Consider the following 14,696-nt stretch of genomic DNA (forward strand, 5'->3'; position numbering starts at 1 on the left):
ACCTACGTATTACCGCGGCTGCTGGCACGTAGTTAGCCGTGGCTTTCTGGTTAGGTACCGTCAAGGTGCCAGCTTATTCAACTAGCACTTGTTCTTCCCTAACAACAGAGTTTTACGACCCGAAAGCCTTCATCACTCACGCGGCGTTGCTCCGTCAGACTTTCGTCCATTGCGGAAGATTCCCTACTGCTGCCTCCCGTAGGAGTCTGGGCCGTGTCTCAGTCCCAGTGTGGCCGATCACCCTCTCAGGTCGGCTACGCATCGTTGCCTTGGTGAGCCGTTACCTCACCAACTAGCTAATGCGACGCGGGTCCATCCATAAGTGACAGCCGAAGCCGCCTTTCAATTTCGAACCATGCAGTTCAAAATATTATCCGGTATTAGCCCCGGTTTCCCGGAGTTATCCCAGTCTTATGGGCAGGTTACCCACGTGTTACTCACCCGTCCGCCGCTAACTTCTTGAGAGCAAGCTCTCAATCCATTCGCTCGACTTGCATGTATTAGGCACGCCGCCAGCGTTCATCCTGAGCCAGGATCAAACTCTCCAATAAAGTTAGTTTGTCTAGCATCTAAAAATAAAAATTGACGTTTCACGTTGTTTGTTTCGTTCAGTTTTCAAAGAACTTGTCTGCCGCTTCAGAAGCGACTTCATCATATTAACATCTTCATTTTTCGATGTCAACTACGTTTTAAAATTTCTTTTTTGTCGTTTTCTGCGTTTCCGCGTCAGCGACGTTTATTAATATACCATCATGTTTTTTAAATAACAAGTGTTTTTTAAAAAAAACACAAAAAAATATCCATCCTACTTTCTTCTATATAGAGACACCTCCTCCCATCTATGGAAAACAGCTATTTAAATTGTATACCAATACACTCTAGTTAACCAAACTGTATTTCATAACCCCTTCCTAGATTTTCATTCTCTTCTATATTAAAGCCCTGATCATTTACTCCTCTATAGACTAACAATATAAAAAACAAATCAATCCAAACTAAAAAAATAGATTCACCACTTCCTACATAAAGCAAACATGCCGATTTTTAGTTTTGTTCCTCCACACAAACTATTAATTGAACGAATCGGTTGTTTACAGACAGCTCGATTAGGTAATAGTCTTATCGCTCGGCGAATAGCGGAATAAATAACGAAATTCCAACAAAAACATTAACTTAAGATTATTGTTAGATTTTTTTACATTTAATTAATGAAAAATATCCATTTTTTGTTATATAGTAAGAAAGGACGTACTCAACTATAAATAAACCAATGGAGGAATTACTTTATGGATAGGTTAACAAAGTTTTCATTAAAAAACCGCGCCGCTGTTATCATCATGGTTTTTCTCATTTCCGTACTTGGCGTTTATTCCGGATCTAAATTACCTATGGAATTTTTACCAAGCATCGATAATCCAGCAGTCACTGTCACAACCTTATCTCAAGGACTCGACGCTGAAGCGATGACAAAAGAAGTAACTGATCCCCTCGAAAAACAATTTCGCAATTTAGAACACATCGACAGCATCACCTCTTCTACGCACGAGGGGTTATCACGTATCGATATCGCGTATACATCCAAAGCAAACATGAAAGACGCAGCACGCGAAGTTGAAAAGGCCATTAACACAATTAAATTACCTAAAGATGCAACTAAACCCATAGTTAGCCAATTAAATACTTCTATGATTCCACTCGCTCAAATTGCTATCCAGAAGCAAAACGGATTTTCAAAAGCAGATGAAAAACAAATCGAAAAAGAAATCGTACCACAACTCGAAAGCATTGATGGTGTTGCCAACGTTATGTTTTTCGGAAAATCAGCCTCTGAATTATCTATCATACTAGACCCAAACCAATTAAAAGATAAAAACGTAACAACAGAACAAATATTAAAAGTTTTACAAGGAAAAGAAACTTCTACTCCAGCTGGAGCAATTACCGTTAATAAAGAAGAATATAACCTTCGTGTCATTGGGGATATAAAAAATGTAGATGATATTAAAAACATAACCGTTGCACCTCAAGTAAAATTGCAAGATGTTGCTCAAATCGAACTTAAACAACACTACGATACAATCTCGCATATAAACGGAGAAGAAGGAACCGGATTAATCATCATGAAAGAGCCAAGTAAAAATGCAGTTGCAATCGGAAAGGAAATCGATAAGAAAATTAAAGATATAAGTAAACAATATAAAGATCAGTTTTCTATTAAACTTTTAGCCTCAACTCATGAGCAAGTTGAAAATGCTGTTACTAGTATGGGCAAAGAAGTAATTCTCGGAGCAATTGCTGCAACTCTAATTATCTTAATCTTTTTGCGTAACTTCCGAACGACACTCATCGCCGTTGTCAGTATTCCATTATCTATTTTATTAACACTCTTTTTACTACACCAATCTAACATCACACTTAACACCTTAACGCTCGGTGGTTTAGCAGTTGCAGTTGGACGTCTCGTTGATGATAGTATCGTTGTCATAGAGAATATTTTCCGTCGTTTACAAAAAGAATCTTTCTCTAAAGATATTATTCTCGATGCAACGAAAGAGGTCGCCGTCGCAATTACTTCTTCTACTTTAACAACAGTCGCTGTTTTCTTACCTATCGGCCTCGTATCAGGAGTAATCGGAAAATTAATGTTACCTATGGTATTAGCAGTTGTATATTCTATACTATCATCCTTAATCGTTGCACTAACAGTTGTTCCACTTATGGCTTTTTTACTACTCAAAAAAACAAAGCACAAAAAGCCAAGTTCTTCACCACGATATGTCGCTACATTAAAGTGGGCTCTTTCGCATAAATTCATTATTCTACTTACTGCTTTTTTATTATTCGCAGGATCGATTGCAGCCTATGTATTACTACCGAAAGCGAACATAAAATCTGAAGACGACACAATGTTATCTATTAATATGACTTTCCCAGCTGATTACGCTCCTGAAACACAAAAACAAAAAGCCTTCGATTTCGAAAAGAAATTACTTTCTAATTCGGATGTAACAGATGTTATTTTACGAATGGGATCTAGCGCAGAAGATGCACAATGGGGGCAAACGACAAAAAATAATCTTGCCAGTATATTTGTAGTCTTCAAGAAAGGCTCTAATATTGATCAATATATTAAAGAGTTAAAGAAAGAACATAAAGCTTTTGAGCCTGCTGAACTAGATTATATAAAAACGAGTTATTCAAGCTCTGGTGGTGGCAACAATTTGCAATTTAACGTAACAACAACTAACGAAACGAATTTAAAAGAGGCTGCTACTATCGTCGAAACAAAACTAAAAGATATGGCTGCTCTCTCTAAAGTAAAAACAAATTTAGAAGACTCTAAGAAAGAATGGCAAATCCATGTTGATCAAACAAAGGCCGAACAACTAGGCTTAACACCAGAATTAGCAGCACAACAAGTAGCATTCCTTATGAAGAAATCACCTATTGGTGAAATTTCAATCAATAATGAAAAAACAACTATTATAATAGAACACAAAAAAGAAAACATCACTAAACAAGAAGACATTTTAAACACAAACATACTATCACCTATCAATGGACCAATTCCTTTAAAAGACATTGCAACTATTTCAGAAAAGAAACTTCAAACAGAAGTCTTCCATAAAGACGGAAAAGAAACGATTCAAATTACTGCCGAGGCCTCAAATGAAGATTTAAGTAAAGTAAGCGCAGAAGTAAACGAAACGATAGCTAACTTAGACTTACCTAGCGGCGCAAAAGTAACTATTGCAGGTGCAACTGAATCTATGCAAGAGAACTTCACAGATTTATTCAAAATTATGGGGATTGCAATCGGGATTGTATATTTAATTATGGTTATCACCTTCGGACAGGCGCGCGCTCCTTTTGCAATTTTGTTCTCCTTGCCATTAGCTGCTGTTGGCGGTATTTTAGGATTAATCATTTCAGGAACACCCGTTGATGTAAATTCCTTGATCGGCGCATTAATGTTAATCGGGATTGTCGTTACAAACGCTATTGTATTAATAGAAAGAGTGCAACAAAATCGGGAACACGGAATGGAAACAAGAGATGCCTTACTAGAAGCGGGATCCACTAGATTACGTCCAATCATTATGACAGCTATAACAACAATCGTCGCTATGCTCCCTCTCCTATTTGGTCAATCGCAAGCAGGAAGCATGGTATCAAAAAGTCTTGCCGTCGTTGTCATCGGTGGTTTAGCAGTCTCAACCGTTCTTACATTAGTAGTCGTTCCAGTTATGTATGAACTATTAGATAAAATCGGGAGAAAAAGACGCTCTCGTAGAAAAATAAGCACTTCCACAGAAACACCTGATATTTAAAAGAAAAGCGTTATCTTCATGAATGAAGATAACGCTTTTCTCTACCTACTCATATAATCCATCATTTTTTGAGCATATGGCTCTAGAGGTTTATCAGAATCTACAATAAGATATTCAGTATTCGAAGGTCTCTTACTACCATGTAACCACTTTTTAAAAGCTACTTCCGAATCCACTTTTCCAATCTGACTGGCCATACGTTTACGTGTTTGCAGCCTATGATTAATCTCTTCCATATCATTAAGGTAACATTCGATATATTTATATTTTACACCATGTTTATTAGACAATTTTATTCCTTTTTCAACCATCCCTTCATATAGACACGGACTATCCAATATAACACTATGCCCTTGTCCTAAATAAGAATCAATCAATGCCCATTCAATATCGTATGATACTCCTCCAACAATTGTCGATTCAACCCCTTTCATTTCTAATGATTGTAACAATGCCGATTTCAAAACGTCATGATCTACAATTACAGCACCTGTTAACTTCGCTATATACTTAGAAACTGTCGATTTTCCCGATCCAGGAAAACCTGACATTTGTAGAAAAAACAAATTAACTTCTCCTCTCATCTGTACCTATTCATCTATATAATCAATTACAAATTCAACAATCATTACATCCATTCCTTCTATATTAAAATACAAAAAGAACTCTCTACTTATAAGTAGAGAGTTCTTTTTGTATTTTATGCTGCTTTTACCTTCTTCGTCGTTTTACTTTTTCTTTTCGTTCCTGTAAAACGCTTATGCAATATAGATGCTACCAAGCGCGAAATAACATTGAATAGTAATACCATAATAATTAATACAGCTGCAGATTTTGTCGCAATCAACTTTGCATCCGGAATAACTCCTTCAGAATTTAACTTCCAAATGTGAACCGCTAACGTTTCAGCTGGTCTAAATGGATTTAAAGGATGGGCAGGACTTGAGAAGTCCGCTGCTGAATTTAAAATCGGGGATGTTAAACCCGCTGTGTAAATTAACGCTGCCGCTTCACCAAATATACGACCTGCCGCTAAAATAATACCTGTAATAATTTGCGGTAATGACGACGGAATAATGATACGAGCAATTGTTTGCCATTTCGTTGCACCTAATCCAAGACTTGCCTCTTTTACATTATGAGGCACTTCTGAAATCGCATTTTCACAAACACGTGTTAAACCTGGTAAGTTTAAAATAGTTAAAGCAAGAGCACCGCCCATTACTGTGTATCCCCAACCTGTCATGGTAACGAACACTAACAAACCGAATAAACCAACAACAATCGAAGGTAACGACGCCATCGTCTCAATACATAAACGAACAAAATTTAAAAAGCGCCCTTGTTTTGCGTACTCTGCTAAATATATTCCAGCACCTAACCCAAGAGGAATAGATATAACAAGCGTTATAACAAGCATGTAGAAGGAATTGAATAACTGTGGACCAATCCCACCACCAGCTCTTGTATTACTTGGTTCTCCAAACAAGAAATCAGGATCCCAAAATCCCCATCCCTTTTGCAGAATTTCAAACACTAAGAATACTAGCAGAGCTACAACTAAAGCTGCAACTGCATAAAAGATACCTGTCCAAATTTTATTTACCGTTCTTGCATTCATTATTATCGCTCACCTCTTTGCCCAATCGCTCGAATTACTAAAATAAACAGGAATGAAATAACAAGTAAAATCATCGCTAAAGTCCATAGCGCATTATTCCAAGCAGTTCCGTTTAATGTATTTGTCATGTCCATTGTCAAAATACCAGTTAACGTCGCTGTCGGGCTATATATTCCTTCTGGTAATTTAATTGTGTTCCCGATTACCATTTGAACCGCTAATGCTTCACCAAAAGCACGCGCTAAACCTAAAACAACACCTGTTAAAATCCCTTTTTTCGCAGCAGGAACAATCACTCGGCTAACCGCTTGCCATTTCGTTGATCCTAGACCATAAGAAGCTTCTAAATAATCAAATGGAACAGAGCGTATTGCATCAGAAGCGATACTAGCAATAGTAGGTAAAATCATAATACTTAATACAACAATACCCGCAATTAGACTAAATCCCACTCCCCCGAACGAATCACGTAATAGTGGCACTAAAATCGTAACCCCTAATAATCCGTATACAACCGAAGGAATACCAACTAATAATTCTAAAACGGGCTTCAATACTTTATTTCCAAACTTTGGCGAAATTAAATTCATGAATATAGCAAGAGCTATAGCAATTGGCGCACTAATAATAACCGCACCTAACGAAACCACCGTTGAACCTACAATAAAAATCAAAGCCCCGAAGGTTCCTTCGTCAGCATTTGGATTCCATTTTGTCGATGTTAACATCTCAGTAAATGAGATACCACTTTGTGTAAAAGATTGAATACCTTTACCGCAAATAAACGCAATAATAGCTAATGTAATTAAAACAATAAAAATACCACAAAACGTAACAAGCGATCTTCCTATATATTCACTTTTTACGTAATTAATTTGTTTTTTCCCCTTCATCACAGGTCAGACCCCACTTCATAGATTGAAATGAACAGGACTGGCCTTGCAGCCAGCCCCATAAAAATTTATTACTTATTTAATTTAGACATTGGGATGTAACCCATATCTTCTACTTGCTTTTCAAAGTCTTTGCCTTTTACATAATCAATGTAAGCTTTCGTTGCTTCTTTCGCTTCACCTTTTGTTACCATGTACTCGTAAGACCAGAATGGATATTTACCAGACGAAATGTTTTCAACTTTTGGTTCAGAACCATCAATTTTCACTGTTTGTAGCGCACCTTTTTTATCGCCAACCATGTAAGACATTGCTAAATAACTTACTGAACCTGGAGTAGAATTGATCGCTTGCTCTACTGCACCGTTAGAATCTTGTGTTGTACCAGTTCCATCATTAATTTTCGCTTCTTTCATAACTGTCTTTTCAAATGTAGCACGTGTACCAGATGAAGCTGGACGGTTAATTACGTTGATTTTTTCATCTTTCCCGCCTACCTCTTTCCAGTTTGTTACTTTCCCAGTGAAGATATCTTGTACTTGTTGCACTGTTAAGTTATCAACTTTTACATCTTTATTTACGACAAGCGCGAATGCAATACCCGCAACCTTGTTATCTACTAATTCTTTCGCTTTTTCAGCATCTTTTATTTTATCTCCCGACGGAACATCTGAATTACCAATTTGTACTGCACCCGATGCTACTTGGTTAATTCCAGTTCCACTACCGCCACCTTGCACTTGAATAGAAACTTTTGAATTTTTCTCCATGAATTTCTTTCCAGCTTCCTCCGCAAGAGGTAGAAGAGCTGTAGAACCAGCTGCTGCAATCGTACCTGATAATTCTTGTTTTGTATTATCGCTTCCTTTAGCAGGTTCTTTACTAGCTGTATCATCTGCTTTCCCACATCCAACTAACGCTCCTGCCATCACTAAAGCCGCTAAAGAAAATTTAATACCTTTTTTCATAACCATGTCTTGTACCCCCATTTGGATTATCACTTTTCGAATTCATTTTCTTTCGAACACAAATTCATTGTAGGACAACAATATTATGTGAGTGTTAAGCAATTTTTAATTTTAAGTAAATGACGATAATAACCCTTAAAAGCTAGGAATCCCAACATTTATAGTTAAAGAACCCAACAAAATCCACACTAATTAAGCAGTAATGTAAATTTATTCTTAAAAATGTAAATTCAATGTAAATGTTTTTCGCTCTTTTCCCCTTTTAATTAAAAATACATTTACAAATACATTGTATCTTTTAACTTTTACACTCTTACTTTATTTACATTCAACAGAATTTCAGTAATATTTTTTAGTACAACTAAATAAATTGGAACAATTCTAAAAATAAATGAATATTTTTAAAGTACCAATTGACAGCATCATCCAATGTAGTCTACTATATTATTAACAAAAAGTTTACCTAAGGAAACTTTTTAAACTTAAACAAACAATATAGAGATGAGGTAACTTTTATGGTATCGGCTAATACAAAACCACTTTCCAAGTTTAAGACAGGAGAGTTTGTACAAATTGAGAAGATACAATTAGAAGGAACTATGAAACGACGTTTATTAGACTTAGGATTTATCCCTGGGGCAACAATTAAAGTATTACAGCGCAGTCCGCTTGGAGATCCGGTCGCTTATCAAGTAAGCAATACAACTATCGCACTACGTAAGGAAGAAAGTTCCCTTATTTTCGGGGTATTAATAGGAGATGATTTCAGATGAGCAAACATCGTATTGCTTTAGCTGGCAACCCGAACACCGGGAAAAGTACATTATTTAACACTTTAACAGGCTTAAAGCAACACACTGGAAACTGGACGGGAAAAACTGTTTTAAAAGCTGAAGGGGAATATGAACATAACGGAAGTAAATATACATTAATAGATTTACCTGGAACTTACTCACTATATTCAAATTCTGCGGATGAAGAAGTAGCAAGAGATTATATTATATTTGAAAAACCAGAAGTAACTGTAGTTGTTATAGATGCAACTGCAATGGAAAGAAATTTAAATTTAGCCCTCCAAGTGATGGAAATGACAAGCAATGTAGTCATTTGTATTAATTTAATTGATGAAGCGGAGAAAAAAGGCATCGTTATTGATGAAAAGAAATTAGCAAAATCACTCGGTGTACCTGTAGTTAAGATTTCTGCTCGTAACCGAGTAGGTATTGGGCATTTGCTAAGTGTTATCGCTAAAGTAGCAAATAAAAAATTAATTCCAACACCAATTAAAATTTCTTACAGTGAAAAAATCGAAAATATGATTCAGGAATTAGAACCACAAATTTATAAAGTGTTCGGTGATACGTATCCAGCACGTTGGATTGCGTTACGTATATTAGATGGAGATAAAAACTTCTTAACTACACTTCAAAAACACCATAATGAACCACTTGTAAGGGAGGTCGTAATGAATGGAATCTCACTCAGCCAGTAAGGCTCTTCCATTAGACTATATTATTCAACATGCACAAGCACTCTCAAAAGAAGATATACGAGATGATATTGTCGGAGATATTTATCGAACATCTGCAAGCATATGTAAAGAGTCTGTTCAATATACAAATACTGATAAACTGTATCGTTCTGAAAAACTAGATAAAATTTTCACATCTCCAATCTGGGGATTTCCAATTATGCTCGGTATTTTATCTATTATTTTTTATCTTACAATTGCAGGTGCTAACGTACCATCTGATATGATTGCTGAGTTTTTCGGATGGGCCGAAGGATATTTAACATCTTGGTTCCAGGCAGCACATGCACCTGAATGGTTACATGGCATTTTAATACTTGGTTTATTCCGTGGTATCGGTGCTGTTATTAGCGTTATGTTACCACCTATGGCAATCTTTTTCCCTATGTTCGCACTATTAGAAAACTACGGATATTTACCACGTGTCGCTTTTAATATGGATCGCTTATTCAAACGCTCTGGTGCACATGGCAAACAATCTTTAACAATGGCAATGGGCTTTGGTTGTAATGCAGCCGCTATTATGTCAACGCGTATTATTGAATCACCACGTGAACGTATGCTTGCAATCTTAACAAACAACTTCGTTCCTTGTAACGGTCGCTGGCCTATGTTAATTTTAATGGCTTCATTATTTATGGCTGCTGGTTATACAGGTAGTATGCAAACATTAGTTACTGCTGGCGTTGTAGTTGGAATGGTTGTAATTGGTGTTATTATGACATTAACTGTTTCTTGGGTACTATCAAAAACAGCTTTAAAAGGTGTGCCAACTCACTACACTCTTGAGTTACCACCGTACCGTAAGCCAAAAGTTTGGAATACAATTGTACGTGCAACACTCGATAAATCAATTTATGTTTTAAAACGAGCTATCGTTGTAGCTGCCCCTGCGGCTGCATTAACTTGGTTACTAGCTAATATTTTCATCGGTGACACAAGCTTACTTATGTATTTTGTAAACTTCCTAGATCCGTTCGCTAAAATGTTAGGACTTGATGGATTTATTCTAGCTGCATTCATTCTTGGACTACCAGCGAATGAAATTGTTATCCCTATTTTATTAATGTCTTATTTATCAACTGGAGCTTTAACTGAAATAGACGATTTTAATCAAATTAAAAATCTATTCTTAGAAAATGGTTGGACTTGGTTAACAGCGTTAAACACAATGTTGTTCTCACTTCTTCATTTCCCATGTGGAACAACACTGGTTAACATATATAAAGAAACAAAAAGTGCAAAATGGACATTCTTATCGTTTGCAATCCCTACCGTTATCGCCATTGTTGTGACATTCCTCTCTACACAATTGGTACATTGGTTAGGGCTTTTATAAGCAAAGCATACATAGAAGGTATCCCCCTTCACATTTGCTTTGCGCGAAAGAAACCTGAAAATCATTCAGGTTTCTTTTTTTGTGCATCAGTATTCCAAGGCTGTGCTCCATACGTTGTGAGTTTCTTATGAATAAAGTATATGGCTCCCGGAAGAACTGCCATTAATATCGTGCAACTAATCCCTAATCCAGTAAACAACTCATATCACCTTATTTCACTTTCTTCGGTAAAGCTGAACCTGAATGTTCAATTGTCGGATCAACATGAACATTAATTTCAGCATTACTAAAATAATTCTGACCTTGATCCCAATTCTTACTAACTTTTTTCCACTCTTTATAATTATGCCTCTTATATACCTCTCCTAATTCCAATACATCTACCTTATATTTTTTTTGAACAAGTTGTATAGACTTTTCAATACGCTTCGTCATTTCCTTTGAAATCTCTTTCTTTAAAAGCTTTTCACTCATCACTTGTTTCGGTTCATTAAAATGCAACTCAGCTAATATGCCTTCTGTGGACAAATGAATATCAAACTTCGGTTTTGTAGCATTTTCAGTAGACACCTGGATCTTTCGGCGCAACTTATGAATTTCATATGTAATAAGCTGATTCTTTTTACGAACAGTAAAGAAACCTCCAATTTTTTTACCTATTATATAGTTCATTCCTAATGTTTGTTCTCCACTCAAAATTCCAACGCACTTATTATCCTTTCCACGAACCAATGCCGCCCCTTCCATTTGTACCCCTTGTTTTGTTAGCCCTAAAAGAGGTAATGCAAAACTTCGATTTGCAATCATTTTCCCCTGCACTTCACCAATTCTCGCCGCCTCAATCATTTGAGCGTTTTTCGGAGGATGTTCAGCTAACATATCAATATACTGCGCCGGTAAATTTTCAGGTTTTGCACTCTGTTTTAAAATAGATTCTGCATTTTTCTTTGAAACAAACAAACGAATATTTCTTCTCATTTCATGATCACGAATATATACATCTAACGTATTTTGCAAAACATACGGATTCGCCAGTAATTCTTCCGAAAAAATAATCACTTGTATATGTGGAAAAAATAATGTTCGACTAATTTTTTTAGCAATAATTCGGATTTGCTCAAAGACACTATCTGCTTTTGCACTCACATTAATATAATTTTCACTACCTTCATCGCCCTGTCCACCTTGTTGTGCTAACTTACTGGGAAGTACCATCTGATACGTCCCTTTCATAATCGGATTTGATTTCTTTTTTTTCACAATATCGTAAGCTGCGCCTACTACAAATCCTCTTTCTTCTATTTCTTCTAGTTCAGAGCACCCACTTATAGATCCAGCTAAAACCATAACCATTATAATTTTAAGAAGGTGTTTCATTTCTACCATTCCTTCTTTTTATTTTATATACAATCAAAACTAACAAAGGAGCTAATACGACAAACCCCATATCTATCCACGCTAAATACGTTCCGTAACTTGATAACGTATCTAAATTACCAGGGAGCATATTCACCATAAAAATAATAGGAGCACTTACGAAAATAAAAATATATTTCTTCACTTTCGGAAACATAGCACAAAACAATAAAGATGCGACGTCATAATACATTGCTGTCGTGTTATAAATAGTAATAATCCAAGTCGTAAAAAAAATCGCATCAAATCTTTCTAAAAATCCCCCACCAATTTCAATTTCTTTCCCTAATTCAATCGTTGGATATGTCAATCCACGAGTTGTCATATACGTAAAAACACTAATACAAGTTACATAAATTAAAATGTATGAGAGCACATTTACTATCACGGCTTTTGCAACTGCCATTGGTGCCTTTTTCGCTGTCTTATCATTCAACAACACAGCATAAAACAGAGCTACCTCAAATCCAATAAATGTGAATATAGAATTTTTAACCCCAACAGCGTATTGACTTACTTCCGTTTGAAAAGCTGGAAATAAATTGTTTATTTCCATTAAATTTATATTTAATAAAGAAAGAAGCATTATCGCAATTAAAACAATAGGTAAGAACATAACATTTAATCGTAATAAAGCTGCTCTCGATCCTGCTATTCCATAAATAACAACTAATAAGAAGAAGAAAGATAGCAGCTGGACCGGCGTATCACTAAATAAATACGTTTGCGAAATAATTGCAATCATTCGCGATTCATATGCGGTCAAAGCAGCAAACGTCAATACTAAAATGCTACTAATTGTGTATGCAACAGGCTTCGTCAAATGCGTACTTGTATATTGAACAAAGTTTTGTTTCGGAAATAAAATAGCCACCCTCGTTACAAACCAGCCTAAAACTGCACATATCAATCCACCCAAAAGCAAAATAATCCAACCATCTGAAAATAAAGTTTGGTTGGCAATATCCCTCGGCATAGATAATGCGCCTATACCAATAATGGTCGATGATACCGCAAACCCAATTTCCCGAGATCCAATTTCTTCATCACCATACTCAAATGGTTTCAATTATTCCTCCTCCTTTGGACGTATTGTAGAATCTTTCGTTTGTAAATACTCTGGTCTATCTTTCAACATCGATTTTGGCATGCGAATAGACTCTTCTTTCCAATCTTTATAAAATGCAGGAGCAATTGGAGTTGTATACGGTACACCAACACTTGTTAAATTTGTAATATGAACAGCAAGCGCAATAAGAGCTAGAATGATTCCATACAATCCAAAAGTAGTCGCCGCTAAAACAAAGACAAAAAGTAAAATCCGAAACGTAATCGTAATACTATATACAGGCAGTGAAAATGTGGCAATTGCAGTAACTGCAATAATAATTACTAAAAATGGATTTACAATCCCTGCGTTCACCGCAGCTTCTCCAATTACAAGACCACCTACAATCCCAATTGTTTGCCCCATCGGTTTTGGCAACCTAATTCCCGCTTCTCGTATTAACTCCATCGTTAATGCCATCATTAACGTTTCTATATAGGCGGGAAACGGAACACCTTCCCTTGCCCCAGCAATTGAATAAGCCAGTTTAGAAGGGATAAGTCCTTGGTGATATGATACGAGAGCTACATACATCGCTGGCATTAAAACTGCAACTATGCCAGAACCCATCCGCAAAATTCTTAATAAAGTCCCAATTACCCACCGCTCATAATGATCTTCCACAGATTGAAAAATATCAACAAATACTAGCGGAGCTATAAGGGCAAACGGTGATCCATCCACCAAAATAGCTGCCTTTCCTTTCGCTAATGAGGCCACAATATTATCAGGCCTTTCCGTATTCAAAAACTGCGGAAACGGCGACAAATTATTATCTTGAATTAATTGCTCAATCGTACCCGTCTCAAAAACGACGTCTGTCACTATGGATTGAAGACGCCGATCTAGCTCTTTTACAATGTAAGGATTAATAATGTCTTCTATATATACTAAAGTCACTTCTTTTTGGGATCTCTTCCCCATAATATAAGATTGAAATCTCAGCTTTGGGTCACGTAAACTACGGCGAATTAACATTTTATTCACGTTAACATCTTCATTTAATCCGATCCTCGGTCCACGTATTAAATCTTCTGTTACCGGCGGTTCTAAACTTCTTTTTTCCCAAGCTCTACTATTAATCACAATCGCAGTTTGAACATTATCAATTAATATAACGGTATCTCCCGCTAAAATCGCATTTATAATATCTGGAAACGTTGTCTTTTTACCGACTTCCGCAATAGAAATAAAGCGATCCAATAACGTTTGAACAACATCTACTTCCTTTTGCACTTCTTCATATTGAAGTGTACGAACTACATATTTATAAACATTATCCTTATCTGTTAACCCACATAAAAAAATAACAGCACAGCGTGTAAAACTACCAGCAAGGGCAACTTCCCTAATTGTTAAATCATTAGGCGAACCTAACTCATCCCTAATTTCTTTCATAACTTCAAATAAGTTACCTTTTAACTCTAACAATTCCCCCACCTAACTTCCTTTTCAACAAGTTTTTAGTTAGATTCCGCTAATAGAAGAA

12 protein-coding genes and 1 rRNA gene (1 of these 13 running past the window's edge) are annotated in these 14,696 nt (G+C 36.2%); 4 read left to right on the top strand and 9 right to left on the bottom strand.

The window, feature by feature from the left end; translation table 11 throughout:
- Positions 1–551, bottom strand: a 16S ribosomal RNA gene (locus QCI46_RS23810) (it extends 1,001 nt beyond the left edge of the window).
- 735 nt (positions 552–1,286) lie between these two features.
- Here QCI46_RS23810 and QCI46_RS23815 point away from each other — a divergent pair.
- A complete protein-coding gene (locus QCI46_RS23815; RefSeq protein ID WP_353841579.1) occupies positions 1,287–4,331 on the top strand; it encodes an efflux RND transporter permease subunit in 3,045 nt (1,014 codons plus the stop codon).
- A 41-nt stretch (positions 4,332–4,372) separates the two neighbouring features.
- Here the strand turns inward: QCI46_RS23815 and QCI46_RS23820 are convergent, their stop codons facing one another.
- The 4 genes from QCI46_RS23820 to QCI46_RS23835 all read right to left on the bottom strand — a co-directional run bounded on the left by QCI46_RS23820 (position 4,373) and on the right by QCI46_RS23835 (position 7,819).
- Positions 4,373–4,897 (bottom strand): P-loop nucleotide/nucleoside kinase family protein, encoded by a 525-nt coding sequence (locus QCI46_RS23820; RefSeq protein WP_353841580.1) that lies wholly within the window; start codon positions 4,895–4,897, stop codon positions 4,373–4,375.
- A 134-nt stretch (positions 4,898–5,031) separates the two neighbouring features.
- The gene (pstA, locus tag QCI46_RS23825; RefSeq protein WP_048562942.1) at positions 5,032–5,952 is read right to left on the bottom strand and encodes a phosphate ABC transporter permease PstA; all 921 of its coding nucleotides are present in this window, start codon (positions 5,950–5,952) and stop codon (positions 5,032–5,034) included.
- A gap of 2 nt (positions 5,953–5,954) precedes the next feature.
- The gene (pstC, locus tag QCI46_RS23830; RefSeq protein WP_000676675.1) at positions 5,955–6,845 is read right to left on the bottom strand and encodes a phosphate ABC transporter permease subunit PstC; all 891 of its coding nucleotides are present in this window, start codon (positions 6,843–6,845) and stop codon (positions 5,955–5,957) included.
- A 71-nt stretch (positions 6,846–6,916) separates the two neighbouring features.
- The gene (locus QCI46_RS23835) at positions 6,917–7,819 is read right to left on the bottom strand and encodes a phosphate ABC transporter substrate-binding protein PstS family protein (RefSeq protein WP_172553307.1); all 903 of its coding nucleotides are present in this window, start codon (positions 7,817–7,819) and stop codon (positions 6,917–6,919) included.
- A 509-nt stretch (positions 7,820–8,328) separates the two neighbouring features.
- On the opposite strand from QCI46_RS23835, the gene QCI46_RS23840 reads away from it, so the two are divergent.
- From QCI46_RS23840 to QCI46_RS23850, 3 genes are read left to right on the top strand one after another with little or no spacing between them, the layout of a single operon-like run.
- A complete protein-coding gene (locus QCI46_RS23840) occupies positions 8,329–8,586 on the top strand; it encodes a FeoA family protein (RefSeq protein ID WP_353841581.1) in 258 nt (85 codons plus the stop codon).
- On the top strand, positions 8,583–9,305 hold the full coding sequence (locus QCI46_RS23845; RefSeq protein ID WP_046953769.1) for a FeoB small GTPase domain-containing protein: 723 nt from the start codon (positions 8,583–8,585) through the stop codon (positions 9,303–9,305). Before QCI46_RS23840 ends, QCI46_RS23845 begins: the two co-directional genes overlap by 4 nt.
- Positions 9,283–10,683 carry a nucleoside recognition domain-containing protein gene (locus QCI46_RS23850; RefSeq protein ID WP_088061939.1) on the top strand — a complete coding sequence of 467 codons (1,401 nt, stop codon included), beginning with the start codon at positions 9,283–9,285 and terminating at the stop codon, positions 10,681–10,683. Before QCI46_RS23845 ends, QCI46_RS23850 begins: the two co-directional genes overlap by 23 nt.
- Positions 10,684–10,744: 61 nt before the next feature.
- Here QCI46_RS23850 and QCI46_RS23855 read toward each other — a convergent pair whose 3' ends face one another.
- The 4 genes from QCI46_RS23855 to gerLA are packed head-to-tail and all read right to left on the bottom strand — an operon-like array spanning position 10,745 to position 14,647.
- Positions 10,745–10,882 (bottom strand): hypothetical protein, encoded by a 138-nt coding sequence (locus QCI46_RS23855; protein ID WP_000493989.1) that lies wholly within the window; start codon positions 10,880–10,882, stop codon positions 10,745–10,747.
- 11 nt (positions 10,883–10,893) lie between these two features.
- Positions 10,894–12,060, bottom strand: a complete 1,167-nt coding sequence (gerLC, locus tag QCI46_RS23860) for a spore germination protein GerLC (RefSeq protein WP_353841582.1) — start codon at positions 12,058–12,060, stop codon at positions 10,894–10,896.
- Entirely contained in the window at positions 12,044–13,168 is a 1,125-nt protein-coding gene (gene gerLB / locus QCI46_RS23865; RefSeq protein ID WP_353841583.1) for a spore germination protein GerLB, read from the bottom strand. The genes gerLC and gerLB overlap by 17 nt, the downstream gene beginning before the upstream one ends.
- Positions 13,169–14,647 (bottom strand): spore germination protein GerLA, encoded by a 1,479-nt coding sequence (gerLA, locus tag QCI46_RS23870; protein ID WP_353841584.1) that lies wholly within the window; start codon positions 14,645–14,647, stop codon positions 13,169–13,171.
- Between the last annotated feature and the right edge of the window lie 49 nt (positions 14,648–14,696).

This window comes from Bacillus cereus group sp. RP32, from assembly GCF_040459735.1.
Classification (GTDB): Bacteria; Bacillota; Bacilli; order Bacillales; family Bacillaceae_G; genus Bacillus_A; species Bacillus_A wiedmannii.